The 19,105-nt window shown below is 70.3% G+C and carries 17 protein-coding genes; 1 reads left to right on the top strand and 16 read right to left on the bottom strand.

All coding sequences use genetic code 11. The annotated features are described in order from the left end of the window. Positions 1 to 125: 125 nt before the first annotated feature. The 10 genes from lepB (OG978_RS29540) to proS form a co-directional block, all read right to left on the bottom strand. A complete protein-coding gene (gene lepB / locus OG978_RS29540; RefSeq protein WP_326770203.1) occupies positions 126 to 1,025 on the bottom strand; it encodes a signal peptidase I in 900 nt (299 codons plus the stop codon). Next, complete coding sequence (gene lepB, locus OG978_RS29535) at positions 925 to 1,998, bottom strand: signal peptidase I (protein ID WP_326768113.1); 1,074 nt, start codon at positions 1,996 to 1,998, stop codon at positions 925 to 927. The genes lepB (OG978_RS29540) and lepB (OG978_RS29535) overlap by 101 nt, the downstream gene beginning before the upstream one ends. Next, positions 1,991 to 2,761, bottom strand: coding sequence for a signal peptidase I (gene lepB, locus OG978_RS29530; RefSeq protein WP_326768112.1), 771 nt, complete (start codon positions 2,759 to 2,761; stop codon positions 1,991 to 1,993). The genes lepB (OG978_RS29535) and lepB (OG978_RS29530) overlap by 8 nt, the downstream gene beginning before the upstream one ends. Before the next feature lie 45 nt (positions 2,762 to 2,806). Beyond that, positions 2,807 to 3,157 carry a 50S ribosomal protein L19 gene (gene rplS, locus OG978_RS29525; protein WP_093899094.1) on the bottom strand — a complete coding sequence of 117 codons (351 nt, stop codon included), beginning with the start codon at positions 3,155 to 3,157 and terminating at the stop codon, positions 2,807 to 2,809. A gap of 128 nt (positions 3,158 to 3,285) precedes the next feature. After that, positions 3,286 to 4,107, bottom strand: coding sequence for a tRNA (guanosine(37)-N1)-methyltransferase TrmD (gene trmD / locus OG978_RS29520; protein WP_326768111.1), 822 nt, complete (start codon positions 4,105 to 4,107; stop codon positions 3,286 to 3,288). Then, positions 4,107 to 4,700, bottom strand: a complete 594-nt coding sequence (gene rimM / locus OG978_RS29515) for a ribosome maturation factor RimM (protein WP_326768110.1) — start codon at positions 4,698 to 4,700, stop codon at positions 4,107 to 4,109. Before rimM ends, trmD begins: the two co-directional genes overlap by 1 nt. A gap of 79 nt (positions 4,701 to 4,779) precedes the next feature. After that, positions 4,780 to 5,019: an RNA-binding protein gene (locus tag OG978_RS29510; protein WP_005311361.1), complete on the bottom strand. Its 240-nt coding sequence runs from the start codon at positions 5,017 to 5,019 to the stop codon at positions 4,780 to 4,782. Between the two features lie 2 nt (positions 5,020 to 5,021). Further along, positions 5,022 to 5,465 carry a 30S ribosomal protein S16 gene (gene rpsP, locus OG978_RS29505; RefSeq protein WP_326768109.1) on the bottom strand — a complete coding sequence of 148 codons (444 nt, stop codon included), beginning with the start codon at positions 5,463 to 5,465 and terminating at the stop codon, positions 5,022 to 5,024. A 157-nt stretch (positions 5,466 to 5,622) separates the two neighbouring features. Then, entirely contained in the window at positions 5,623 to 6,216 is a 594-nt protein-coding gene (locus OG978_RS29500; RefSeq protein ID WP_030928573.1) for a hypothetical protein, read from the bottom strand. Positions 6,217 to 6,445: 229 nt separating this feature from the next. Next, positions 6,446 to 7,861: a proline--tRNA ligase gene (proS, locus tag OG978_RS29495; protein ID WP_326768108.1), complete on the bottom strand. Its 1,416-nt coding sequence runs from the start codon at positions 7,859 to 7,861 to the stop codon at positions 6,446 to 6,448. Between the two features lie 237 nt (positions 7,862 to 8,098). Between proS and OG978_RS29490 the strand changes: the two genes are divergently transcribed. After that, the gene (locus OG978_RS29490) at positions 8,099 to 8,959 is read left to right on the top strand and encodes a class I SAM-dependent methyltransferase (RefSeq protein ID WP_326768107.1); all 861 of its coding nucleotides are present in this window, start codon (positions 8,099 to 8,101) and stop codon (positions 8,957 to 8,959) included. 16 nt (positions 8,960 to 8,975) lie between these two features. Here the strand turns inward: OG978_RS29490 and ftsH are convergent, their stop codons facing one another. The 6 genes from ftsH to nsdA all read right to left on the bottom strand — a co-directional run bounded on the left by ftsH (position 8,976) and on the right by nsdA (position 18,803). Next, positions 8,976 to 10,889, bottom strand: a complete 1,914-nt coding sequence (gene ftsH / locus OG978_RS29485; protein ID WP_326768106.1) for an ATP-dependent zinc metalloprotease FtsH — start codon at positions 10,887 to 10,889, stop codon at positions 8,976 to 8,978. Positions 10,890 to 11,110: 221 nt separating this feature from the next. Next, positions 11,111 to 12,658 (bottom strand): signal recognition particle protein, encoded by a 1,548-nt coding sequence (gene ffh, locus OG978_RS29480; protein ID WP_326768105.1) that lies wholly within the window; start codon positions 12,656 to 12,658, stop codon positions 11,111 to 11,113. Between the two features lie 126 nt (positions 12,659 to 12,784). Beyond that, the gene (locus OG978_RS29475) at positions 12,785 to 15,241 is read right to left on the bottom strand and encodes a [protein-PII] uridylyltransferase (protein ID WP_326768104.1); all 2,457 of its coding nucleotides are present in this window, start codon (positions 15,239 to 15,241) and stop codon (positions 12,785 to 12,787) included. Positions 15,242 to 15,270: 29 nt separating this feature from the next. Then, positions 15,271 to 15,609: a P-II family nitrogen regulator gene (locus OG978_RS29470; RefSeq protein WP_299533529.1), complete on the bottom strand. Its 339-nt coding sequence runs from the start codon at positions 15,607 to 15,609 to the stop codon at positions 15,271 to 15,273. Then, positions 15,606 to 16,958 (bottom strand): ammonium transporter, encoded by a 1,353-nt coding sequence (locus tag OG978_RS29465; protein ID WP_326768103.1) that lies wholly within the window; start codon positions 16,956 to 16,958, stop codon positions 15,606 to 15,608. Before OG978_RS29465 ends, OG978_RS29470 begins: the two co-directional genes overlap by 4 nt. 369 nt (positions 16,959 to 17,327) lie before the next feature. After that, positions 17,328 to 18,803, bottom strand: coding sequence for a transcriptional repressor NsdA (gene nsdA / locus OG978_RS29460; protein ID WP_326768102.1), 1,476 nt, complete (start codon positions 18,801 to 18,803; stop codon positions 17,328 to 17,330). Between the last annotated feature and the right edge of the window lie 302 nt (positions 18,804 to 19,105).

The following is a 19,105-nucleotide window of genomic DNA, read 5'->3' as shown; positions in this document are numbered from 1 at the left end:
AGATCCTATGAAGAACACCCGGCGAGCACTCCGCGTCTACTCGGCCTTGCCGCTTCCTTGATCACAACGTCATCGCGGCAGCCTGTCAAGTCAGCTCGATTCAACGGATCATGGCAGACCATCAGTCACTTCTGCCGAGCGGAATCCAGGCGGGCCCGCCTGCGTCGCCAGAGCACGATCGGGACAGCTCCGGCGATGCCGACCGCACCGGGCGCCATGGCCATCGCGGCGTTCAGGCCCGGCTGGTCGAAGGTCTCCGGGACCGGCAGCGTCGCCCAGCGGTTGATCGGCCACGCCACGACGATGGCCCGGCCGACGACCTCGTCGTTGGAGACCGTGCCGCTGCCCGGCAGTTCCTGGTGGTAGCGGGAGTCGCGGGAGTCCTGGCGGTGGTCGCCCATCACCCAGATCCTGCCTTCGGGCACCTTGATCGGGCCGAACGGCTCGTCGTTGCAGGGCGTGTTGCCCGGGAAGATGAACGACTTCTCGTCCAAGGCCTTGCCATTGACCACGACAGGGCCGTTCTCCCTGCACTCCACCGTGTCGCCGCCGATGGCGATGACCCGCTTGATCAGGTCCTTCTCCTCGGCGGACGGCATCAGGCCGATGAAGCTGAGGAACTTCTGGACCACATTCGGGTGGACCTCCTCGGTGTCGTCGAGCCAGCCGCCCGGGTCGTGGAAGACCACGACCTCACCGCGCTCGGGCTCCGCGCCGAACCAGGGGGTCAGCTTGTCGACCAGCACCCGGTCGCCCCGCTGGAGCGTGTTCTGCATCGAGTCCGAGGGGATCGAGAACGCCTGCACCAGAAACGTCTTGATCAGCAGCGCGAGAACCAGTGCGATGACGATCAGCAGAGGCAGCTCCTTCCAGAAGGAGCGTGGCTTCTTCACGGCCTTGCCACCGCCGTCCGGAGTGTCGCTGTCACTCCCCGCGCGGCCCGTCGTCCCGGCGGACCCGGCATTGCCCGACTGGTCCGGCCGGTCCTCGGGTTCCTCGCGTCCGGATCGTGCGCCGACGGCCAAATCCCCCACATCCACTCCTTACTCCGTGCCACCGCCCGCGCCCTAGCCGGTGCAGGCCCACCACTCCCATAACGAGCGGGAGTTCCGCAGGGGTCGGGAGAGGGATCATTCCGTTGAGATCCTGGGACGACACACTATTCGACGGGCCCGACGCAGGAGCCGTCCCGGCGCGCGCGTCAGGGACCGAGCCGAATGTCGCCGGCTCCTCCAGTTTCCGCCAGTGACCGAAGGGCCAGGCGATAACCACGGCCCGTCCCACGACCTCGTCCTCGGACACCGTGCCGTGTTCCGGCTCGTCCAGGTGATAGCGCGAATCAGCCGAATCGGACCGGTGGTCGCCCATCACGAAGATCCGGCCCGCCGGAACCTTTACCTCGAATTTGATGAGGGAGGGAGGGTTACCGGGATACAGATAGGACTCGTCGAGCGGTACGCCGTTGACGCTGATCCGGCCGTCCTTGCCGCAGCACTTCACCGTGTCGCCGCCGACCGCGATCACCCGCTTGATCAGATCCTGTTCGTCGTCGGAGGGCAGCAGCCCGATGAAGGTCAGCACCTCCTTCGCCTGCTTGACGACGACGGGCGGGTCCTTCTTGGCGACGTTCTCCTGATTCAGCCAGCGCCCCGGGTCCTTGAAGACGACGACATCGCCGCGCTGGGGTTTCGATCCGAACCAGGGCGTCAGCTTGTCCACGAGCACCCGGTCACCGATCCGGATGGTCTGCTCCATCGATCCCGAAGGGATCACGAAGGCCTGCACCAGGAACGTCTTGAGCACGAGCGCGATCAGCAGCGCGACAACGATGAGCAGCGGGATCTCCCGCGCGGCCGACACGCGTCGCCGCCGCTTGACCCTCCGGGCCAGCTTCCGCCGCTCCGCCCTGGTGGGCAGTGAGCGCGCGCCTTCCGGCTCGTTGCCGGTCGGCGGTGTCCCGGGTTCGGACCCGTTCCGCCCGCGACCGCGCTTACCCATGGCTCCCGCTCGGCGCCCGTACGGAGCCGAAGGCGGCGCTGTCCGGCACCGAGCCCAGCCGGCTCGGCGGCCAGCCGATCCAGTCCACCCTGCCGATCACCATGTCGACCGGGACCATGCCACCGCCCGGCTCTCCCAGGTGGTCACGCGAATCACGGGAGTTGCTGCGGTGGTCGCCCATCATCCACAGCTTGCCGTCGGGCACGACGATGTCGAAGGGGACCCGGGAGGCCGCGTCACCGGGATACAGATAGTCCTCGACGACCGGCCGACCGTTCACCTCGATCCGGCCCCGCTTGTCGCAGCAGACCACCCGGTCGCCGCCCACGCCCACCACCCGCTTCACGTAGTCGGTCTCGGCGGGCTCCGCCAGGCCCAGGGAAGCGGCCACCGAGTGCATCAGACCGGTGACGGGATTCTCCTGCGGGGGCTCCTGCACAAAGGATCCGGTGCCGTCGAAGACCACCACGTCGCCGCGGTGCGGCACGGAGCCGGAACGGTAGGCCAGCTTGTTCACCAGCACCCGGTCCCCCACCCGCAGCGTGGGCTCCATCGAGCCGCTGGGAATCAGGAAGGGCTGCACCACATAGTTGCTCAGGAGCAGTACGAAGACCGCGCAGACGGCGCCGAGCGCGGCGGTCCGCCGCCAGGAGACCGGAGCGGTCGGCAGGTCCGGGATACGCGAGGAGCGCGACCCTTCCTCCGGCGCCGTTGCGGGTGCGGAGGAGCGGTCGCGCTCCGAGGGCTTTGCTTCCGTGTCCATCGGGGCCAGAGCCTATCCGGCCGTCCTGTGGACCTGGGAGTCAGCTCAGTTGTCGCGCTTCTCCTTGATCTTCGCGGCCTTGCCGCGCAGCTCACGGAGGTAGTACAGCTTGGCGCGACGGACGTCACCGCGGGTGACGAGCTCGATCTTCTCGAAGATCGGGCTGTGCACCGGGAAGGTGCGCTCGACGCCGACGCTGAAGGAGACCTTGCGGACCGTGAAGGTCTCGCTGACGCCCGAACCCTGGCGACGGATGACAACGCCCTTGAACTGCTGGATACGGGAGCGGTTGCCCTCGATCACTCGGACGTGGACGTTGACGGTGTCACCGGGGCGGAACGCCGGGACGTCGGTACGCAGCGATGCGGCGTTGACGCCATCGAGCAGGGAAGCCATGTTGTCTGCTTTCTTCGCCGATGCCACAGGTCATCGACGGGAGATAGTGAGAGATGGGGGTGCTGATCGCGTCGGGCGGACGTCGTTCCCCCTGTGGCAGGGGCGTACGCCGGACGTACAGCAGCGGCCTATTCTTCCACGGCCTCGGGCCTGCGCCAAAATCGGCCGCCGGGCTCCGGTGACCAGCCGAGGATGGAGAGTATCTCGCGGTCCTTCTTGTCGAACCCCTCGGCGTCGCAACGCTCGATCAGATCGGGCCGGTTGAGGGCGGTACGACGGAACGCCTCGTCCCGGCGCCAGCGGGCGATCCGCCCGTGGTGGCCGCTGAGCAGCACGTCCGGGATACCCCTGCCGCGCCACTCGGGCGGCTTGGTGTAGACGGGCCCCTCCAGCAGATTGGCCATCGCGCCGGGGGCGAAGGAGTCGTCCCGGTGCGATTCGGCGTTACCGAGCACCCCGGGCAGCAGGCGGGCGACCGCCTCCGTGATCACCAGCACCGCGGCTTCCCCGCCGGCCAGCACGTAGTCCCCGATGGACACCTCGACGACCGGCATCCGGGTGGCGTACTCGTCGATCACCCGCCGGTCGATGCCCTCGTAGCGGGCCGGCGTGAAGATCAGCCACGGCCGCTCCGAGAGCTCGACGGCGAGCTCCTGGGTGAACGGGCGCCCGCTGGGCGTGGGCACCACGAGCACCGGGGAGTGCGCCCCGGCCTCGTATCCGCCCGCCAGGGCGTCGTCCAGGGCCTCGCCCCACGGTTCGGTCTTCATTACCATGCCGGGGCCGCCGCCGTACGGGGTGTCGTCGACCGTGTTGTGCCGGTCGTACGTCCAGTCGCGCAGGTCGTGCACATGGACATCGAGGCGGCCGCGTGCGCGGGCCTTGCCGACGAGGGAGACGTTCAGCGGTTCCAGGTACTCCGGGAAGATCGTGACGACGTCGAGGCGCATCAGATGTCCTTCCCGGCCGCAGGAGCCCCGTCCCCGTCGCCGTCTTCGTCCTCTTCGTCCCGCGCGGAGGCGATCACGGCCTGGCTCTCGTCGATCAGGCCGGGCGGCGGGGTGATCACCGCGCGCTGCTCCGCCAGATCGATCTCGGTGACGATCTCCTCGACGAAGGGGATCATCACCTCGCTGCCGTCCGGCCGCTCGACGATGAAGAGGTCCTGGGACGGCAGGTGTGTGATCTCGGTGATCCGGCCGATCTCGGTGCCGTCGGCGAGGACCACGTCGAGGTCCATGAGCTGATGGTCGTAGAACTCCTCGGGGTCCTCCGGGAGTTCCGCCGGGTCGACCTCGGCGATCAGGAGCGTGTTGCGCAGGGCCTCGGCAGCCGTGCGGTCGCGCACGCCCTCGAAGCGCAGCAGCAGCCGTCCGCTGTGCACCCGGCCGGTCTCGATCGTCAGCGGTCCGGCACCTGCCGGTTCGGTGGCGAGCACGGCCCCGGGTCCGAGCCGCAGCTCCGGCTCGTCCGTACGGACCTCGACGGTGACCTCGCCCTTGATGCCATGGGCACGGCCGATCCGCGCGACTACCAACTGCACCTTGTGTCTCTCCTGTCATACGACGACGGGCCGGGGTGGGCGCAAGGCCCTCCCCGGCCCGTGCCGGTGTTCAACTCTGTCAGCGAACCTGATCCACATCGACGAGGTCGACGCGGATGCCACGGCCGCCGATGGCGCCCACGACGGTACGCAGCGCGCGTGCGGTGCGGCCGTTACGACCGATCACCTTGCCGAGGTCATCGGGGTGGACCCGGACCTCCAGCACGCGACCACGGCGCAGGTTGCGCGAGGCGACCTGCACATCGTCAGGGTTGTCGACGATGCCCTTCACGAGGTGCTCGAGAGCCTCCTCGAGCATGCTCAGGCCTCGGTCGACTCGGCGGGCGCAGCCGCGTCAGCAGCCTCGTCCGCCTTCTTGTCGGCCTTCTTCGCCTTCTGCGTGATGGCCTCGCCCTTGGACTCCTCGCCGCCGTCCTTGGTCAGAGCCTCGAACAGGGCGCGCTTGTCAGCCTTGGGCTCCGGCTGCAGCAGCGGCGCGGGGGCCGGGAGACCCTTGTGGGCCTGCCAGTCGCCGGTGAGCTTCAGGATCGCGAGAACCGGCTCGGTCGGCTGGGCGCCGACGGACAGCCAGTACTGCGCACGCTCCGAGTTGACCTCGATGCGCGAGGGGTTCTGCACCGGGTGGTACAGGCCGATCTCCTCGATGGCCCGGCCGTCACGGCGGGTACGGGAGTCGGCGACGACGATGCGGTAGTGAGGCGAACGGATCTTGCCCAGACGCTTCAGCTTGATCTTGACTGCCACGGAAGTGGTGTCTCCTGGTCTATGACGTGGGTGGGCACAACGAAGATGCCACGTGGGGTTGCGGTACTCGGGTGCCCGATGGACGCGTCAGCCGGAGGAGAGAGGGGTCCTATGCGACTGTCGAGTACAGCTAGCCATTGTGCCACACCCCGCCGGGTCACCCCACCGCGACTGCGGCTTCCGGGATACGGAAGGGCTTTCCGCATCCTCCGCAGACGATCGGCGCCTGCGCCAGCACCGACGGGACGACCCGCACATTGCGTCCGCAGTCGCAGACGGCCTTGACGCGGACGCCTCCGCCGGAGGAACCGTGCCGGGCGGCCGGCCCGCGGAAGGAACGCTTGGTGTCGGCGGCGGTGGCGACCGTGTGCGCCTTGAGGGCGCGCTGCAGCCGCTCGATCGTCGGGCGGTAGCGGCGCTTGGCCTCGGGGTTGAGGGTGACCAGCGAGAAGCCGCTGCTGGGGTGGGGCTCTTCGGCGTGGTCGAGGCCCAGCTCCTCGGCGATCGCGAGGAATCTGCGGTTGTGGTAGCGGCCGGCGCGCGAAGTGTCGCGGACGCCTCGCGCGGCGGCGATGCCGTGGACTGCCTCGTGGAGCAGTCGCTCGAAGGAGAGTTCGGCGCCGCAGGCGGACGAGGACTCTCCGATCAGGGACTCGGGAGCGGCTAGATCCGGCAGCTCGGGGTGGTACCGCTGAATGTCGGCCCACGCCTGCGCCAGCTCTGCGGCAAGTACAGGTGGTGTCGTGCTCACGTCGTGACAACGAGCACGAGTGCCCCGGTGTTCCGATTCCGGGCCATCCCAAATAATTTGCACGTACCAGTCAGTTGCCCTTGCATGCGTCCCGACGAGGGCGGGTGCGCAGATCTGCGGAGAAGCCTCACAGCTCACACCAAGGTGGTACGTAGCGACGCGTACGCCCGGACGCGTAGGCAGCCACCGTACGCGGGGCGCCGGACGCCCGTGGCGGCGGGGTGGGGCGTCAGTAGGCGCGTGCCACCAGGGCGACAGTACCGGGCGCATCGTCCGAATCGGGCACCGACCCGTCCCCGGCGACCAGGCACCGTACGGACACGCCGTGCTCCGCGAGCCGGGCCTCCCCCGCCGGGCCGAGGACCGACCAGGCGATACGCGCCCAGCCGCCCGCGACCGCCGCCTCCACGGCCTCCTCCACGGTCGCGACCTCGCTGGTGGCCGACTCGCGCCGGGCCCGGGACTCCCGCAGCAGCGCCGCCTGGTCCTCCTCCAGGACCGCCGGAAGCAACGCGGGCAGGGCCTCGACGGCGACCGGTTCTTTCCCGCCGGGGACGCGCCGGGCCAGCATCGCGGTGCCGTTCACCAGATCACGCGGACCGATCTCGATCCGCACCGGCACCCCCTTCAGCTCCCAGTCGACCGCGCGGCGGCCGAACGGGGTGTCGGTGCGGTCGTCGACCTCGGTCCTGATGCCCGCCGCGCGCAGCCGCTCCCCGACGGACCGGACCGCGCTCAGCACGGCCTCGTCCTCCTTGACCGCGAGGACGACCGCCTGGACGGGCGCGAGCCGCGGCGGCACCCGCAGCCCGTGGTCGTCGCCGTGCGCCATGATCAGGCCGCCGACCATCCGGGTCGAGGAGCCCCACGAGGTCTGCCGGACCAGCTCCTGTCGGCCCTCCCTGGACAGGTAGCTGGTGTGGAAGGCCTTGGCGAAATTGGTGCCGAGCTCGTGGCTCGTACCCATCTGCAGGGCCTTGCCGTCCCGCATCATCGCTTCGAGCGTGAGCGTGTTGACGGCCCCGGCGAACCGCTCCGCCGGGGTCTTGCGGCCGAGGACCACATCGATGCCCAGCACATTGACCATGAAGTCCGCGTACACGTCGCGGTGGATGTACGCGGCGAAGTCCCGGGCCTCCTCATCGGTGGCGTGGGCGGTGTGGCCCTCCTGCCAGAGGAATTCCGTCGTACGGAGGAATACCCGCGGGCGCATCTCCCAGCGCACGACGTTCGCCCACTGGTTGATCAGGAGCGGCAGATCCCGGTAGCTCTGCACCCACTTCGAGAAGTACTCGTTGATGATCGTTTCGGAGGTCGGCCGCACCACCACGGGCTCTTCGAGCTCTTTCCCGCCGCCGTGGGTGACCATGGCGAGCTCCGGCGCGAAGCCCTCGACGTGCTCGGCCTCGCGTGTCAGGTAAGACTGGGGGATGAAGAGCGGGAAGTAGGCGTTCCGGGCGCCCGCCTTTTTGATACGGGCATCCATCTCCTGCTGCATCCGCTCCCACAGGCTGTATCCGTACGGCCGGATGACCATGGTGCCGCGCACCGGGCCGTTGTCCGCGAGTTCGGCCTTGTTGATCAGATCCTGGTACCAGCGGGGAAAGTCCTCGGCCTGGGGCGTGAGAACGGGTGCCTTTGCCATGGCGCGCATCGTACGGCGACACGGCCCACCGCACGGGGCGACGGGCCCCGGCGCCACGGGCCTTCCCCACGGACGCATCACTGCTCCACGCAACCATTGCCATCGGCCCCCTGGACGCGGACGCGAATGCGCAGTTCTCTGACATACGGGGGAAGCGGGCGCACACAGCGGGGGAAGCATCCACTCGGGCACTACCGATCGGGCACGGCCGACCTCTCGGCGGATTGGGGCGCTTTCATGACACGCACGCTCGTCCGGCACCACAGCCACGCGGAAACGTCCACCCCGGTGGACCCCGGTAACCGTGCCCGGGACTGGGCCGAGATCCAGGAGCGGATGCTGACACCGCTGTACGAAGCGGTGTACGAGCGGCTCGAGGTGGGATCCGGTACCCGGCTGCTCTCCCTGGGCTGCGGCTCCGGTCTCGCGCTGCTGATCGCCGCCGCCCGGGGCGCGCGCGTCACCGGCGTGGACACCGACCTCGAACGTCTGGCGCTCGCCCGGACCCGGCTGCTGCCCGATCCGGGCAGCGACGCCGGCCCTCCGGCCGGGCGCCCGCGGCTCCTGGAGGGCGATCCGTCCGAGGCCCGGCCGTCCGACGGGACGCCGTACAGCCTGATCACCGCGTTCACCCCGATCGGCTGCTCGTCCGACGACGGCGAGGGGCTCGTGGCCGCGCTGCGGTCCGCGGTGCCCCTGGCCGCGCGGGGCAGCACCGTGGTGCTCACCGGCTGGGGTCCACCGGAGCGCTGTGCGACGACGCCCGTGCTGCGGGTGGCGGGGCGGCTGTCCGACCGGGACCGGGCCCCTCGCACCGGCGGCTGGCAGCCGTCGGGCCGGGACGACCTGGAGGAGCTGGCGTTCCGGGCCGGTCTGAACCCGGACGGCTCGGGCCGGGTGGCGTGCCCGTTCGGGTACGCGGACATGGACAGCGCGGTGCGGGGGCTGCTCTCCACCCGGCTCTTCGACGCGGCGGTACGGGCGACGGACCGGGCCCAGGTGGAGAAGGAGGTCGCGGTGGCCCTTCATCCGCACCGGCACGGCGACGGAACGATCTGGATGCCGAACGTCTTCCGTTATCTCGTGTGCACCACGTGAGCGGCTGCGCCGTCCGTTACTTGGCCATCCGGGTGATGCCGGCCGCCCGGTAGGCCTCGGCCTCGTCCAGCGTCTCGTTCGCCAGGAGCGCGGCGGACAGCGAGTCGAGCCTGTCCCGGTTCTCGCGCAGGAGCCGGCAGGCCACCTCGTAGCACTCGTCGACGATCCGCCGCATCTCGCCGTCCACCGCGTCGAGCGTGGCGGGGGCCGCCGACAGCCCGTACGCCTGCTGGGCATCGCTCGGGATCGCGGTCAGCCTGCCCACCTTGTGGCTCATGCCCCAGCGGCCGACCATGCCGCGGGCCAGGTTGGTGACCTGTTCCAGATCGCTCTCCGCGCCGGTGGTGATCACGCCGAAGACCACCTGCTCGGCCGCCATGCCGCCGAGCGCCCCGACGATGCGGCCGCGCAGATACTCCTCGGTGTACGCGTACTTGTCGGCGTCCGGCGTCGAGAGCGTGACGCCCAGGGCCCGGCCGCGCGGCACGATGGTGACCTTGCGGACCGGATCGGCGCCCGGCTGGACCATGCCGAGCAGCGCGTGCCCGCTCTCGTGGTACGCGGTCCTGCGGCGTTCCTCGTCGGACATGACCAGTGAGCGTTCCGCGCCGAGCTGGACCTTCTCCAGGGCGTCCGAGAAGTCGGGCTGGGTGACCTCGGACTGTCGGCGCTTGACCGCCAGGAGCGCGGCCTCATTGGCCAGGTTGGCCAGATCCGCACCGGTCATTCCGGGGGTGGTGCCGGCCACCTGGGCCAGGTTCACATCGTCGGCGAGCGGGATCTGCCGGGTGTGGATCTCCAGGATCGCCTCCCGGCCTGTCCGGTCCGGCGGGCTGACCTGGACGATCCGGTCGAAGCGGCCGGGCCGGGTGAGGGCGGGGTCGAGCACGTCGGCGCGGTTGGTGGCGGCGAGGACGACGACGCCCTCCGAACCGGAGAAGCCGTCCATCTCGGTGAGGATCTGGTTGAGCGTCTGCTCGCGCTCGTCGTGGCCGCCCATGCCGGAGCCGCCGCCGCGGGCCCGGCCGATGGTGTCGATCTCGTCGATGAAGACGATGGCGGGGGCGACCTTGCGCGCCTCCGCGAAGAGTTCCCGGACCCGGCTCGCGCCGACGCCGACGATCATCTCGATGAACTCGGAGGCCGATGCCGAGAAGAACGCCACTCCGGCCTCGCCGGCGACGGCACGGGCCAGCAGGGTCTTGCCGGTGCCGGGCGGTCCCGCGAGCAGTACTCCGCCGGGCATCCGGGCGCCCATCTGCCGGTACGCCTGCGGGTTCTTCAGGAAGTCAACGACGTCATTGAGCTCGCCCTCGACCTCGTCGATCCCGGCCACGTCCTTGAAGGTGGTGCGCTTGGTGCCCTCCAGCTCGACGGGCTTGGGCGGGGCCTTGCGCCCGAAGCCGCCCATCCCGCCGCCCATTCCCCTGGACATCCGCCGGGCGATGAAGACCCAGAGCAGCACGAGCAGCAGCATGGGCGCGAGCGAGATCAGCAGGTTGGCGAGGAAGCTGCGCTGCTGAACGACCGGCTCGGCGGTGACCGTGACGTCGTCCTTGACCAGTTCGGCCCAGAGGTTGTCGTCCGCGAAGGCCGGCCGCTGGGTGACGAACTTCGTGTACTTGTCGTCGCTCCCCGGGACCTTGGCCTCCTTCTTGAGCTGCCCCTGGATGGCGTCGCCCTTGGAGTAGATCTTGGAGACGTTGCCCGAGGTGACCTGCTTGCTGAACTCCGTGTACGCGATCGTCCGCTGCTCCTCCCCGTTGAAGAAGGACAGCACCAGATTGGCGATCAGATAGACGGCGAGCGCGGTCAGCAGCAGACCGCCCCAGCCTCCCGGCATCTTCCGGCCCGGCGTCGGGGGCGGTGGCGCGCCCTCGGAGCGCCACGGCTGATCGGTCCGATCGCGGGGAGGTACGGGGTTGGTCACGCGCGCTCCTCTGCCGACTGCCGTTGAAGCGACAGTAAGGGAGGAATGCGGGCAAAGCCCTCCCAGGGCCTGCCCGATGGGCCCTTGGAGGGACGGCGTACGACGGCCGTGGCAGGGGCGGGCGCCGGGGCCGGACACGCCGAAGGGGGCGCCCGCAGGAAAGCGGGCGCCCCCTCGGGGACATCACCGGGCCGCTACGGCCCGTCGGAACACGGGCCGGTTCAGCCCATGAACTTCTTGAACTCGTCCGGCAGCTCGAAGTTCTTGTCGTCCTGCGCCGGCAGACCGAGCGCGCCGCCCTGCGCCGCCTGCTCGCGACGGGCCGCCGCGGCCTGCTCCTCGGCCTTGCGCTTCATCGGGTTGCCGCTCTTGCGCTTGCCCTTGGCCTGCTTGACCTGCTTCTTCTGCCGGCCCGGGCCACCGCCCATGCCCGGCATCCCGGGCATCCCCGGCATGCCGCCGCCCTGGGCCATCTTCGACATCATCTTGCGCGCGTCGAAGAACCGCTCCACCAGGTTCTTCACCGCGCTGACCTCGACACCGGAACCCTTGGCGATACGGGCCCGGCGCGAGCCGTTGATGATCGTCGGCTCGGCGCGCTCCTTCGGGGTCATCGACTTGATGATCGCGGCGGCACGGTCCACGTCGCGCTCGTCGATGTTGTTGATCTGGTCCTTGATCTGCCCCATACCGGGCAGCATGCCGAGCAGCTTGGAGATGGAGCCCATCTTCCTGACCTGCTCCATCTGGGACAGGAAGTCGTCGAGCGTGAAGTCCTTGCCCTTGCTGGACGCCAGCTTGGAGGCCATTTTGGCGGCCTCTTCCTGACTGAAGGTCTTCTCCGCCTGCTCGATCAGGGTGAGCAGGTCACCCATGTCGAGGATGCGGGACGCCATGCGGTCGGGGTGGAAGGCGTCGAAGTCGTCGAGCTTCTCACCGTTCGACGCGAACATGATCTGCTTGCCCGTGACGTGGGCGATCGACAGGGCCGCACCACCGCGGGCGTCACCGTCGAGCTTGGAGAGCACCACGCCGTCGAAGCCGACGCCGTCGCGGAAGGCCTCGGCGGTGTTGACCGCGTCCTGGCCGATCATCGCGTCGACGACGAAGAGGATCTCGTCGGGGCTGACGGCGTCGCGGATGTCCGCGGCCTGCTGCATCAGCTCCTGGTCGATACCGAGGCGGCCGGCGGTGTCGACGACGACGACGTCGTACTGCTTGGACCGGGCGTACTCGATCGAGTCCTTGGCGACCTGGACCGGGTCACCGACCCCGTTGCCCGGCTCGGGCGCGTACACCGCGACACCGGCGCGGTCGGCGACGACGCTGAGCTGGTTGACGGCGTTGGGGCGCTGGAGGTCACAGGCGACGAGCAGCGGGGAGTGGCCCTGGCCCTTGAGCCAGAGGCCGAGCTTTCCGGCGAGGGTGGTCTTACCGGCACCCTGGAGACCGGCGAGCATGATGACGGTGGGCGCGGTCTTGGCGAACCGCAGCCGCCGGGTCTCGCCACCGAGGATGCCGACGAGCTCCTCGTTGACGATCTTGACGACCTGCTGGGCGGGGTTCAGCGCCTGGGAGACCTCGACGCCGCGCGCCCGCTCCTTGACGTTGGCGATGAAGGCGCGGACGACGGGCAGCGCGACATCCGCTTCGAGCAGGGCGATACGGATCTCGCGAGCCGTGGCGTCGATGTCCGCCTCGGACAAGCGGCCCTTGCCCCTGAGGTTCTTGAAAGTCGCGGCAAGGCGGTCGGAGAGAGTATCGAACACGGCGCTCGTCGGTCCTCAGGGTCGGGGGCAAAGTGGATTCGGTACCCCAGGGTATCCGGCTCGGAAGAAACGATGACCCCCTGCCCGGGAAATCCCGGACGCGGGCCACGCCGGGTGCTTCCCGTGTCACGCCCGAAGCGCGGCCTCCACCGCGTTCGCCACCGCGAGCGCCCGCTCCTCGGGCAGCGGCTTCCCGTCCTTGTCCGTGACATAGAAGGCATCCACCGCGTTCGCCCCCAGGGTCGACACGTGTGCGCTGCGCACCCGTACCTCGCTCTGTTCCAGCGCCCGGCCGATCCGGTGCAGCAGTCCCGGGGCGTCCTGGGCCCGCACCTCGATCACCGTCGCCAGCCGGGAGCCGGCCGCCGCGACGGTCACCCTCGGCGGCGGGGCCTTCACCCCGCGGCGGCGCGGGTAGGCGGCCTCGCGTTCGGCGAGCCGGGCCCGGATGTCCAGGGAGCCGTCCAGGGCGCGTACGAGGTCGGCGCGGAGCCGGGTGGCCTGGGGCAGCGAGCCGTACTCGGCCGCGACCCGCCAGCTGAGCAGCAGCACGTCGGCGGGGTCGCCCAGCTCGGTGGGGAGCTCCACGGCGCGCAGGTCGGCGGCGCGCACGGTGAGGCGGTGCAGGGCGAGGACGCCCGCCGCCGCGGGCAGCACGCCGGGCCGGTCGGGCAGCGCGATGTGGAGCTCGACGCCGACGGGTTCCGGTTCGCCGTCCTCGTTCGGGTCCTCGGCCTGGGCGCGCAGGGCGAGGACGGGTTCGCCGGTGCGCAGGGCCTCGACGGCGAGGCGTTCCTGTTCGGCGCCGGGTGCGGCGGGTTCCGGTTCCTCCGGGGCCCGGCCGGCGAGCACGGCGGCGACGCGCCCCACGAGGTCGGCGACGAGGGAGGCACGCCAGGAGGACCAGGCGGCGGGCCCGGTGGCGAGCGCGTCGGCCTCGGTGAGCGCGTGCAGCAGCTCCAGGGTGGAGGCGGTGCCGACGGCGGTGGCGACGGAGCTGACGGTCGCCGGGTCGTCGAGGTCGCGTCGGGTGGCCGTCTCGATGAGCAGCAGGTGGTGGCGTACGAGGGTGGCGACGACGCCCACGTCGTGCTGGTCGAAGCCGATCCGGGCGGCCATGTCCCGGGCGATGACCTCACCGGCGACGCTGTGGTCGCCGGGCCAGCCCTTGCCGATGTCGTGCAGGAGGGCTGCGACGAGGAGCAGGTCGGGGCGGTGGACGCGGCGGGTGAGGGAGGAGGCACGGACGGCCGCTTCGACCAGGTGGCGGTCGACGGTCCAGGTGTGGACGGGGTTGCGCTGGGGGCGGCAGTGGACGCGTTCCCAGTCCGGGAGCAGCCGGGTGATGAGCCCTTCGGCTTCGAGCGCCTCCCAGACGGGGACAGTGGCCTCGCCCGCGCCGAGGAGGGTGACGAGTTCCTCGCGGGCCTCGGCGGGCCAGGGCACCGGCAGCGGGCGCGCGGCGGTGGCGAGCCGGCGTACGACGTGGCGGGAGAGCGGGAGCTCGGACTGGGCGGCCGCGGCCGCGGCGCGCAGCACGAGGACGGGGTCGCGTTCGGGGCGGGCGGTGCGGGCGAGGACCACTTCGCCGTCGGCCTCGACGACGCCCTCGGCGAGCGGGGTCCGTGCCGGGGCGGCTGCCTTGCCGCCGCTCAGCATGGCGCGCAGCCGGGGGCGCACGGACCGGGAGCGCAGGACGCGGTTGACCTCGCGCCAGGTGACGTCGGTGGCGTACGAGATGGTGCGGGCGGCCTCGTAGACCTGGCGGAGCAGGGCGTCCGCGTCGAGCAGGCCGAGCTCGCCGGCGACCTGGTCCTGTTCCTGGAGGGCGAGGCGGTCGGTGGCGCGGCCGGTGCTGAGGTGGAGGGCGTCACGGGCGTCGAGAAGGACGCGGCGGGCTTCGGCGAGCCCTTCGCGGGGGGCGTCGGCGACCCAGGACGCGGCGACGGCGCGCAGGGCGGTGGCGTCCCGCAGTCCGCCGCGGGCCTCCTTGAGATCGGGTTCGAGGAGGAACTGCAGCTCGCCCTGGCGTTCGGCGCGTTCGCGGCAGAGTTCGTGGAGTGCGGGCAGGCGCTTGGGGGCCTGATTGCGCCAGTCGGCGAGGATCGCGGTGCGCATCGCGGCGACGAGTCCGAGGTCTCCGGCGACCGGCCGGGCGTCGAGCAGGCCGAGCTGGACCTTGAGGTCCTCGCCGGCCGTCCTGCGGGCCTCGGCGGGGGTGCGTACGGAGTGGTCGAGGGCGAGACCGAGGTCCCAGACGGGGTACCAGACGCGGTCGGCGAGGGCGGCGACGGCCGCGGGGTCGGCGTTCCCGTCGTGCAGGAGCAGCAGGTCGAGGTCGCTGCGCGGGGAGAGTTCACCGCGTCCGTAGCCGCCGACGGCGACGAGGGCGGCTCCGTGGACGCCCGTCTGTCCGGCGGCGGCGGTGAACAGTGCGGTGAGCCAGTCGTCGGTGAGCGATGCGAGGGCCGTACGGCGCGGCGGCCCGGACCGCGCCTTCTCCTGGAGGAGGCGCAGCCGGGCCGCCGCGTAGCCGCCGGGTGCCGAGTCTGCGGATTCGGTGGTCGTTCCGGTGCTCGTCACCCGGCTGCCTTTCGTTTCGGGAGCGTCGGTCAGAGTGCGTCCGGGCCGCGTTCGCCCGTCCGTACCCGGACCGCGGTGTCGACCGGCACGCTCCAGACCTTGCCGTCACCGATCTTGCCGGTCCGGGCGGCCTTCACGACCACGTCGATGAGCTGTTCGGAGTCCTCGTCCTCGACCAGGACCTCGATACGGATCTTGGGTACGAGGTCGACGGTGTACTCGGCGCCCCGGTAGACCTCGGTGTGGCCGCGCTGGCGTCCGTATCCGCTGGCTTCCGTGACCGTGAGGCCCTGGACGCCGAAGGCCTGGAGGGCCTCCTTGATCTCGTCCAGCCGGTGTGGCTTCACGACTGCGGTGATGAGCTTCATGCGTCCACCTTCTTCGTCTTCGCTGCTGCCGTGCTGCCCGGGGCGGAGCTCGTGGTGCGCGGGGCCGCGCCGCCGCCCGCGCCGCTGAAGTCGTACGCGGTCTCGGCGTGTTCGACCTGGTCGATGCCGGAGATCTCGTCGTCCTCGGGGACCCGCATCCCGATCGTCCGGTCCAGGAGGAAGGCCAGGATCGCGGAGACGACGAGAGAGTACGCGAGGACGGCGAAGACGCCGACGGCCTGCTTGCCGAGCTGTTCCAGGCCGCCGCCGTAGAAGAGGCCCTTCGCCTCGGACTGGACGCCACCGGTGGCGAAGAGGCCGACGAGGAGGGAACCGGCGATACCGCCGACGAGGTGGACGCCGACCACGTCCAGGGAGTCGTCGTAGCCGAACCGGTACTTCAGGCCGACGGCCATGGCGCAGAGCACACCGGCGATCGCGCCGACCGCGATGGCGCCGAGCGGGCTGACCGCGCCGCCGGACGGGGTGATGGCGACGAGTCCCGCGACCGCGCCGGAGGCCGCGCCGAGGGTGGTGAAGGAGCCGTGGCGGAGCTTCTCGTAGCCGAGCCAGGCGAGCATCGCGGCGGCGGTGGCGACCTGGGTGTTGACGAACATCACCGCGCCGACGCCGTCGTCGTTGCCGAGCCACGAGCCGGCGTTGAAGCCGAACCAGCCGAACCAGAGCAGACCGGCGCCGAGCATGACGAGCGGCAGGCTGTGCGGCCGCATCGGGTCCTTCTTGAAGCCGACGCGCTTGCCGATGACGAGGATCACGCCGAGCGCAGCCGCACCGGCGTTGATGTGGACGGCCGTACCGCCCGCGAAATCGATGACGCCCATCTCGAAGAGCCAGCCGCCCGCGCCCCAGACCCAGTGGGCGACGGGGAAGTAGACGACGGTGACCCAGAGCGTGATGAACAGGGCCCACGAGGTGAACTTGACCCGGTCGGCGAGGGCGCCGCTGATCAGTGCCGGGGTGAGCACGGCGAACATCAGCTGGAAGACGGCGAAGACGTAGACGGGGATCGTATAGCCGTCCCAGAGCTGGGTGACGCCGATCCCGCTGAGTCCGAGGTAGTCAGAGCTCCAGCCGACGACGGAGCCGATGTCGGTGCCGAAGGCGAGGCTGAACCCGAAGAGCACCCAGAGGATCGTGACGATCCCGAGGCTGATGAAGCTCATCATCAGCATGTTGAGGGTGCTCTTGACGCGGACCATGCCTCCGTAGAAGAAGGCCAGGGCCGGGGTCATGAGCATCACCAGGGCGGAGCAGATCAGCATGAACCCGGTGTTGGCGGCAGACAGTGTCGGGGTGTCTGCGGCAAGCGTCGTGATGCCTGGGGGCATCGGCGTCTCCTCGTCGTCGGTGCGGCCGCGTGCGGGCGATGGGAGCGGCACCACGTGCGGGACCACTGGGGAAAAGGTGCGGGCCGGTTATGGCCATGAGATTCGCCCAGCGCGGTTTCCGCCGATGCCGCACGGTGTTTCACCGTGGTGACGAAGAGGTCCGGTGTGTTACGTCGCCATGAACCAGCGGTGGCGTGACCTGTGCCGGGCCTGCCCTGCGGCCGTGGCCGCATACGGTGCGGTTACGACTCTTCCGTACGGGCACGGCAACGCGAACCGGCCACGCCGACCACCCGCTGACCTGGCAATCGGGGGAGCCGAAGTCGGTCTGTGCGGGGTGGTCGCCGTGGCCGGGGCCGGGGGTGCTGCTCAGACCGCTTCCGCGGTCTCCGGCAGCTGCTCGGTGAGGAGATCGGTGAGCCTGGCGACATCGGGGATGTCCCCGAAGTCCCTGGCGGCGGTGTCGACGGTCTTGCGGAGCCGGGTGTTGACGCGCTCGGAGCGGATCTTCCTGGCGACGCGCAGGGCCTTCTCGGCCAGCACCGTGGACTGTTCGGGCTCGCGCTTGAGGAGGTGGACGGTGGCGAGGCCGATCAGGTTGAGCGCGTACGACCGCTGGTGCTCGTCGTCCTCGCCGAAGAGCTGGACGGCCTTCTCCATCAGGGGCTCGGCGAGCGTGGCGTACGTGGGGCTGCGGCCCGCCACATAGGCGAGGTCTCGGTAGGAGTGGGAGTTCTCGCCGCTGAGCTCGGCCTCGGAGAAGAAGCGGATCCAGTCGGGCTCGGGCTCGCCGTCGATCCCCACGTCGAGGAAGGTGTCCTCGGCCATCCGGACGGCCCGCTTGCACTTGCTGGGCTGGCCCATGTTGGCGTAGGCACGGGCCTCCATCGCATACAGCATGGCCTGGGTGCGCGGGGTGGCGCAGTCCCGGCTGCCGTACTGCGCGAGGTGGATCAGTTCGAGCGCGTCGTCGGGCCGTCCGAGGTGGATCATCTGGCGGCTCATGCTGGACAGGATGTACGAACCCAGGGGTTTGTCACCGGCCTCCTTGGAGGCGTGCAGCGCGAGGACGAAGTACTTCTGGGCGGTGGGCTGGAGGCCGACGTCGTAGCTCATCCAGCCCGCCAGCTCGGCCAGCTCGGCGGCGCACCGGAAGAGCCGCTTGGCAGTGGCCGCCGGCTGCGGTTCCTGCAGCAGGTCGGTGACCTCGTGGAGCTGTCCGACGACGGCCTTGCGTCGCAGTCCGCCGCCGCACTGGGCGTCCCACTGGCGGAACATCGCGGTGGTGGACTCCAGCAGATCGAGCTCGGGGCTGGAGAGCCGGGAGGGCCGGCGGGCCGCGGCCGCCGGTTCCGGTTCCGCGGAGCCGGCGGTGGAGACGGGCACCAGCCAGCGCTGCATGGGCTCGATGAGCGCGGGTCCGGCGGCCAGGGCGAGCGAGGAGCCGAGGAAGCCGCGGCGGGCGAGCATGAGGTCGCTGCGGGAGAACTCGCTGAGCAGTGCGACGGTCTGCGGGCCCGCCCAGGGCAGGTCGACGCCGGACACGGACGGCGACTGGTGCGCGGAGCGCAGTCCGAGGTCCTCGATGGCGACGACGGCGCCGAAGCGCTCCGAGAAGAGCTCGGAGAGGATGCGCGGGATCGGCTCGCGCGGCTGCTCGCCGTCGAGCCAGCGCCGCACCCGGGATGTGTCGGTGCTGATGTGGTGGGCACCCATCTGCCGCGCCCGGCGGTTCACCTGGCGGGCGAGCTCGCCCTTCGACCAGCCGCTTCGCACGAACCATGAGCTCAATTGCCCGTTGGGGCGCTTGCCGGCATTCGAATCGCCTGCGCCGCTGCCACTCACTGGAACGCCCCCATCCCGCTGAAATACCTGTCGCGCGAACCTTTACCAGAATGCCCTGAGCCGATGCCGCCCATGCGGCGGGTTGCGCACCGTCGAACAGGAAATCGGGTTGCCTCTGGCATACCCACGGGCGCACATACTTCCATGGTTCGCGTACCGACGGTAATCCTACGATCACCCTTCGGGCGAGGGTGATTACAGAAACGCCACCATTCGCCACCCCTTCGAATGAACGCCACCCCCGTCGGGCGCGATTCACTTGACACACGGCGATCAGCAGGGTGCGCAGTGATGCGGAACGG

The organism is Streptomyces sp. NBC_01591 (assembly GCF_035918155.1).
GTDB lineage: Bacteria > Actinomycetota > Actinomycetes > Streptomycetales > Streptomycetaceae > Streptomyces.
The sequence above is the reverse complement of the archived record's forward strand: the minus strand, read 5'-3'. Positions and strand labels throughout refer to the sequence as shown.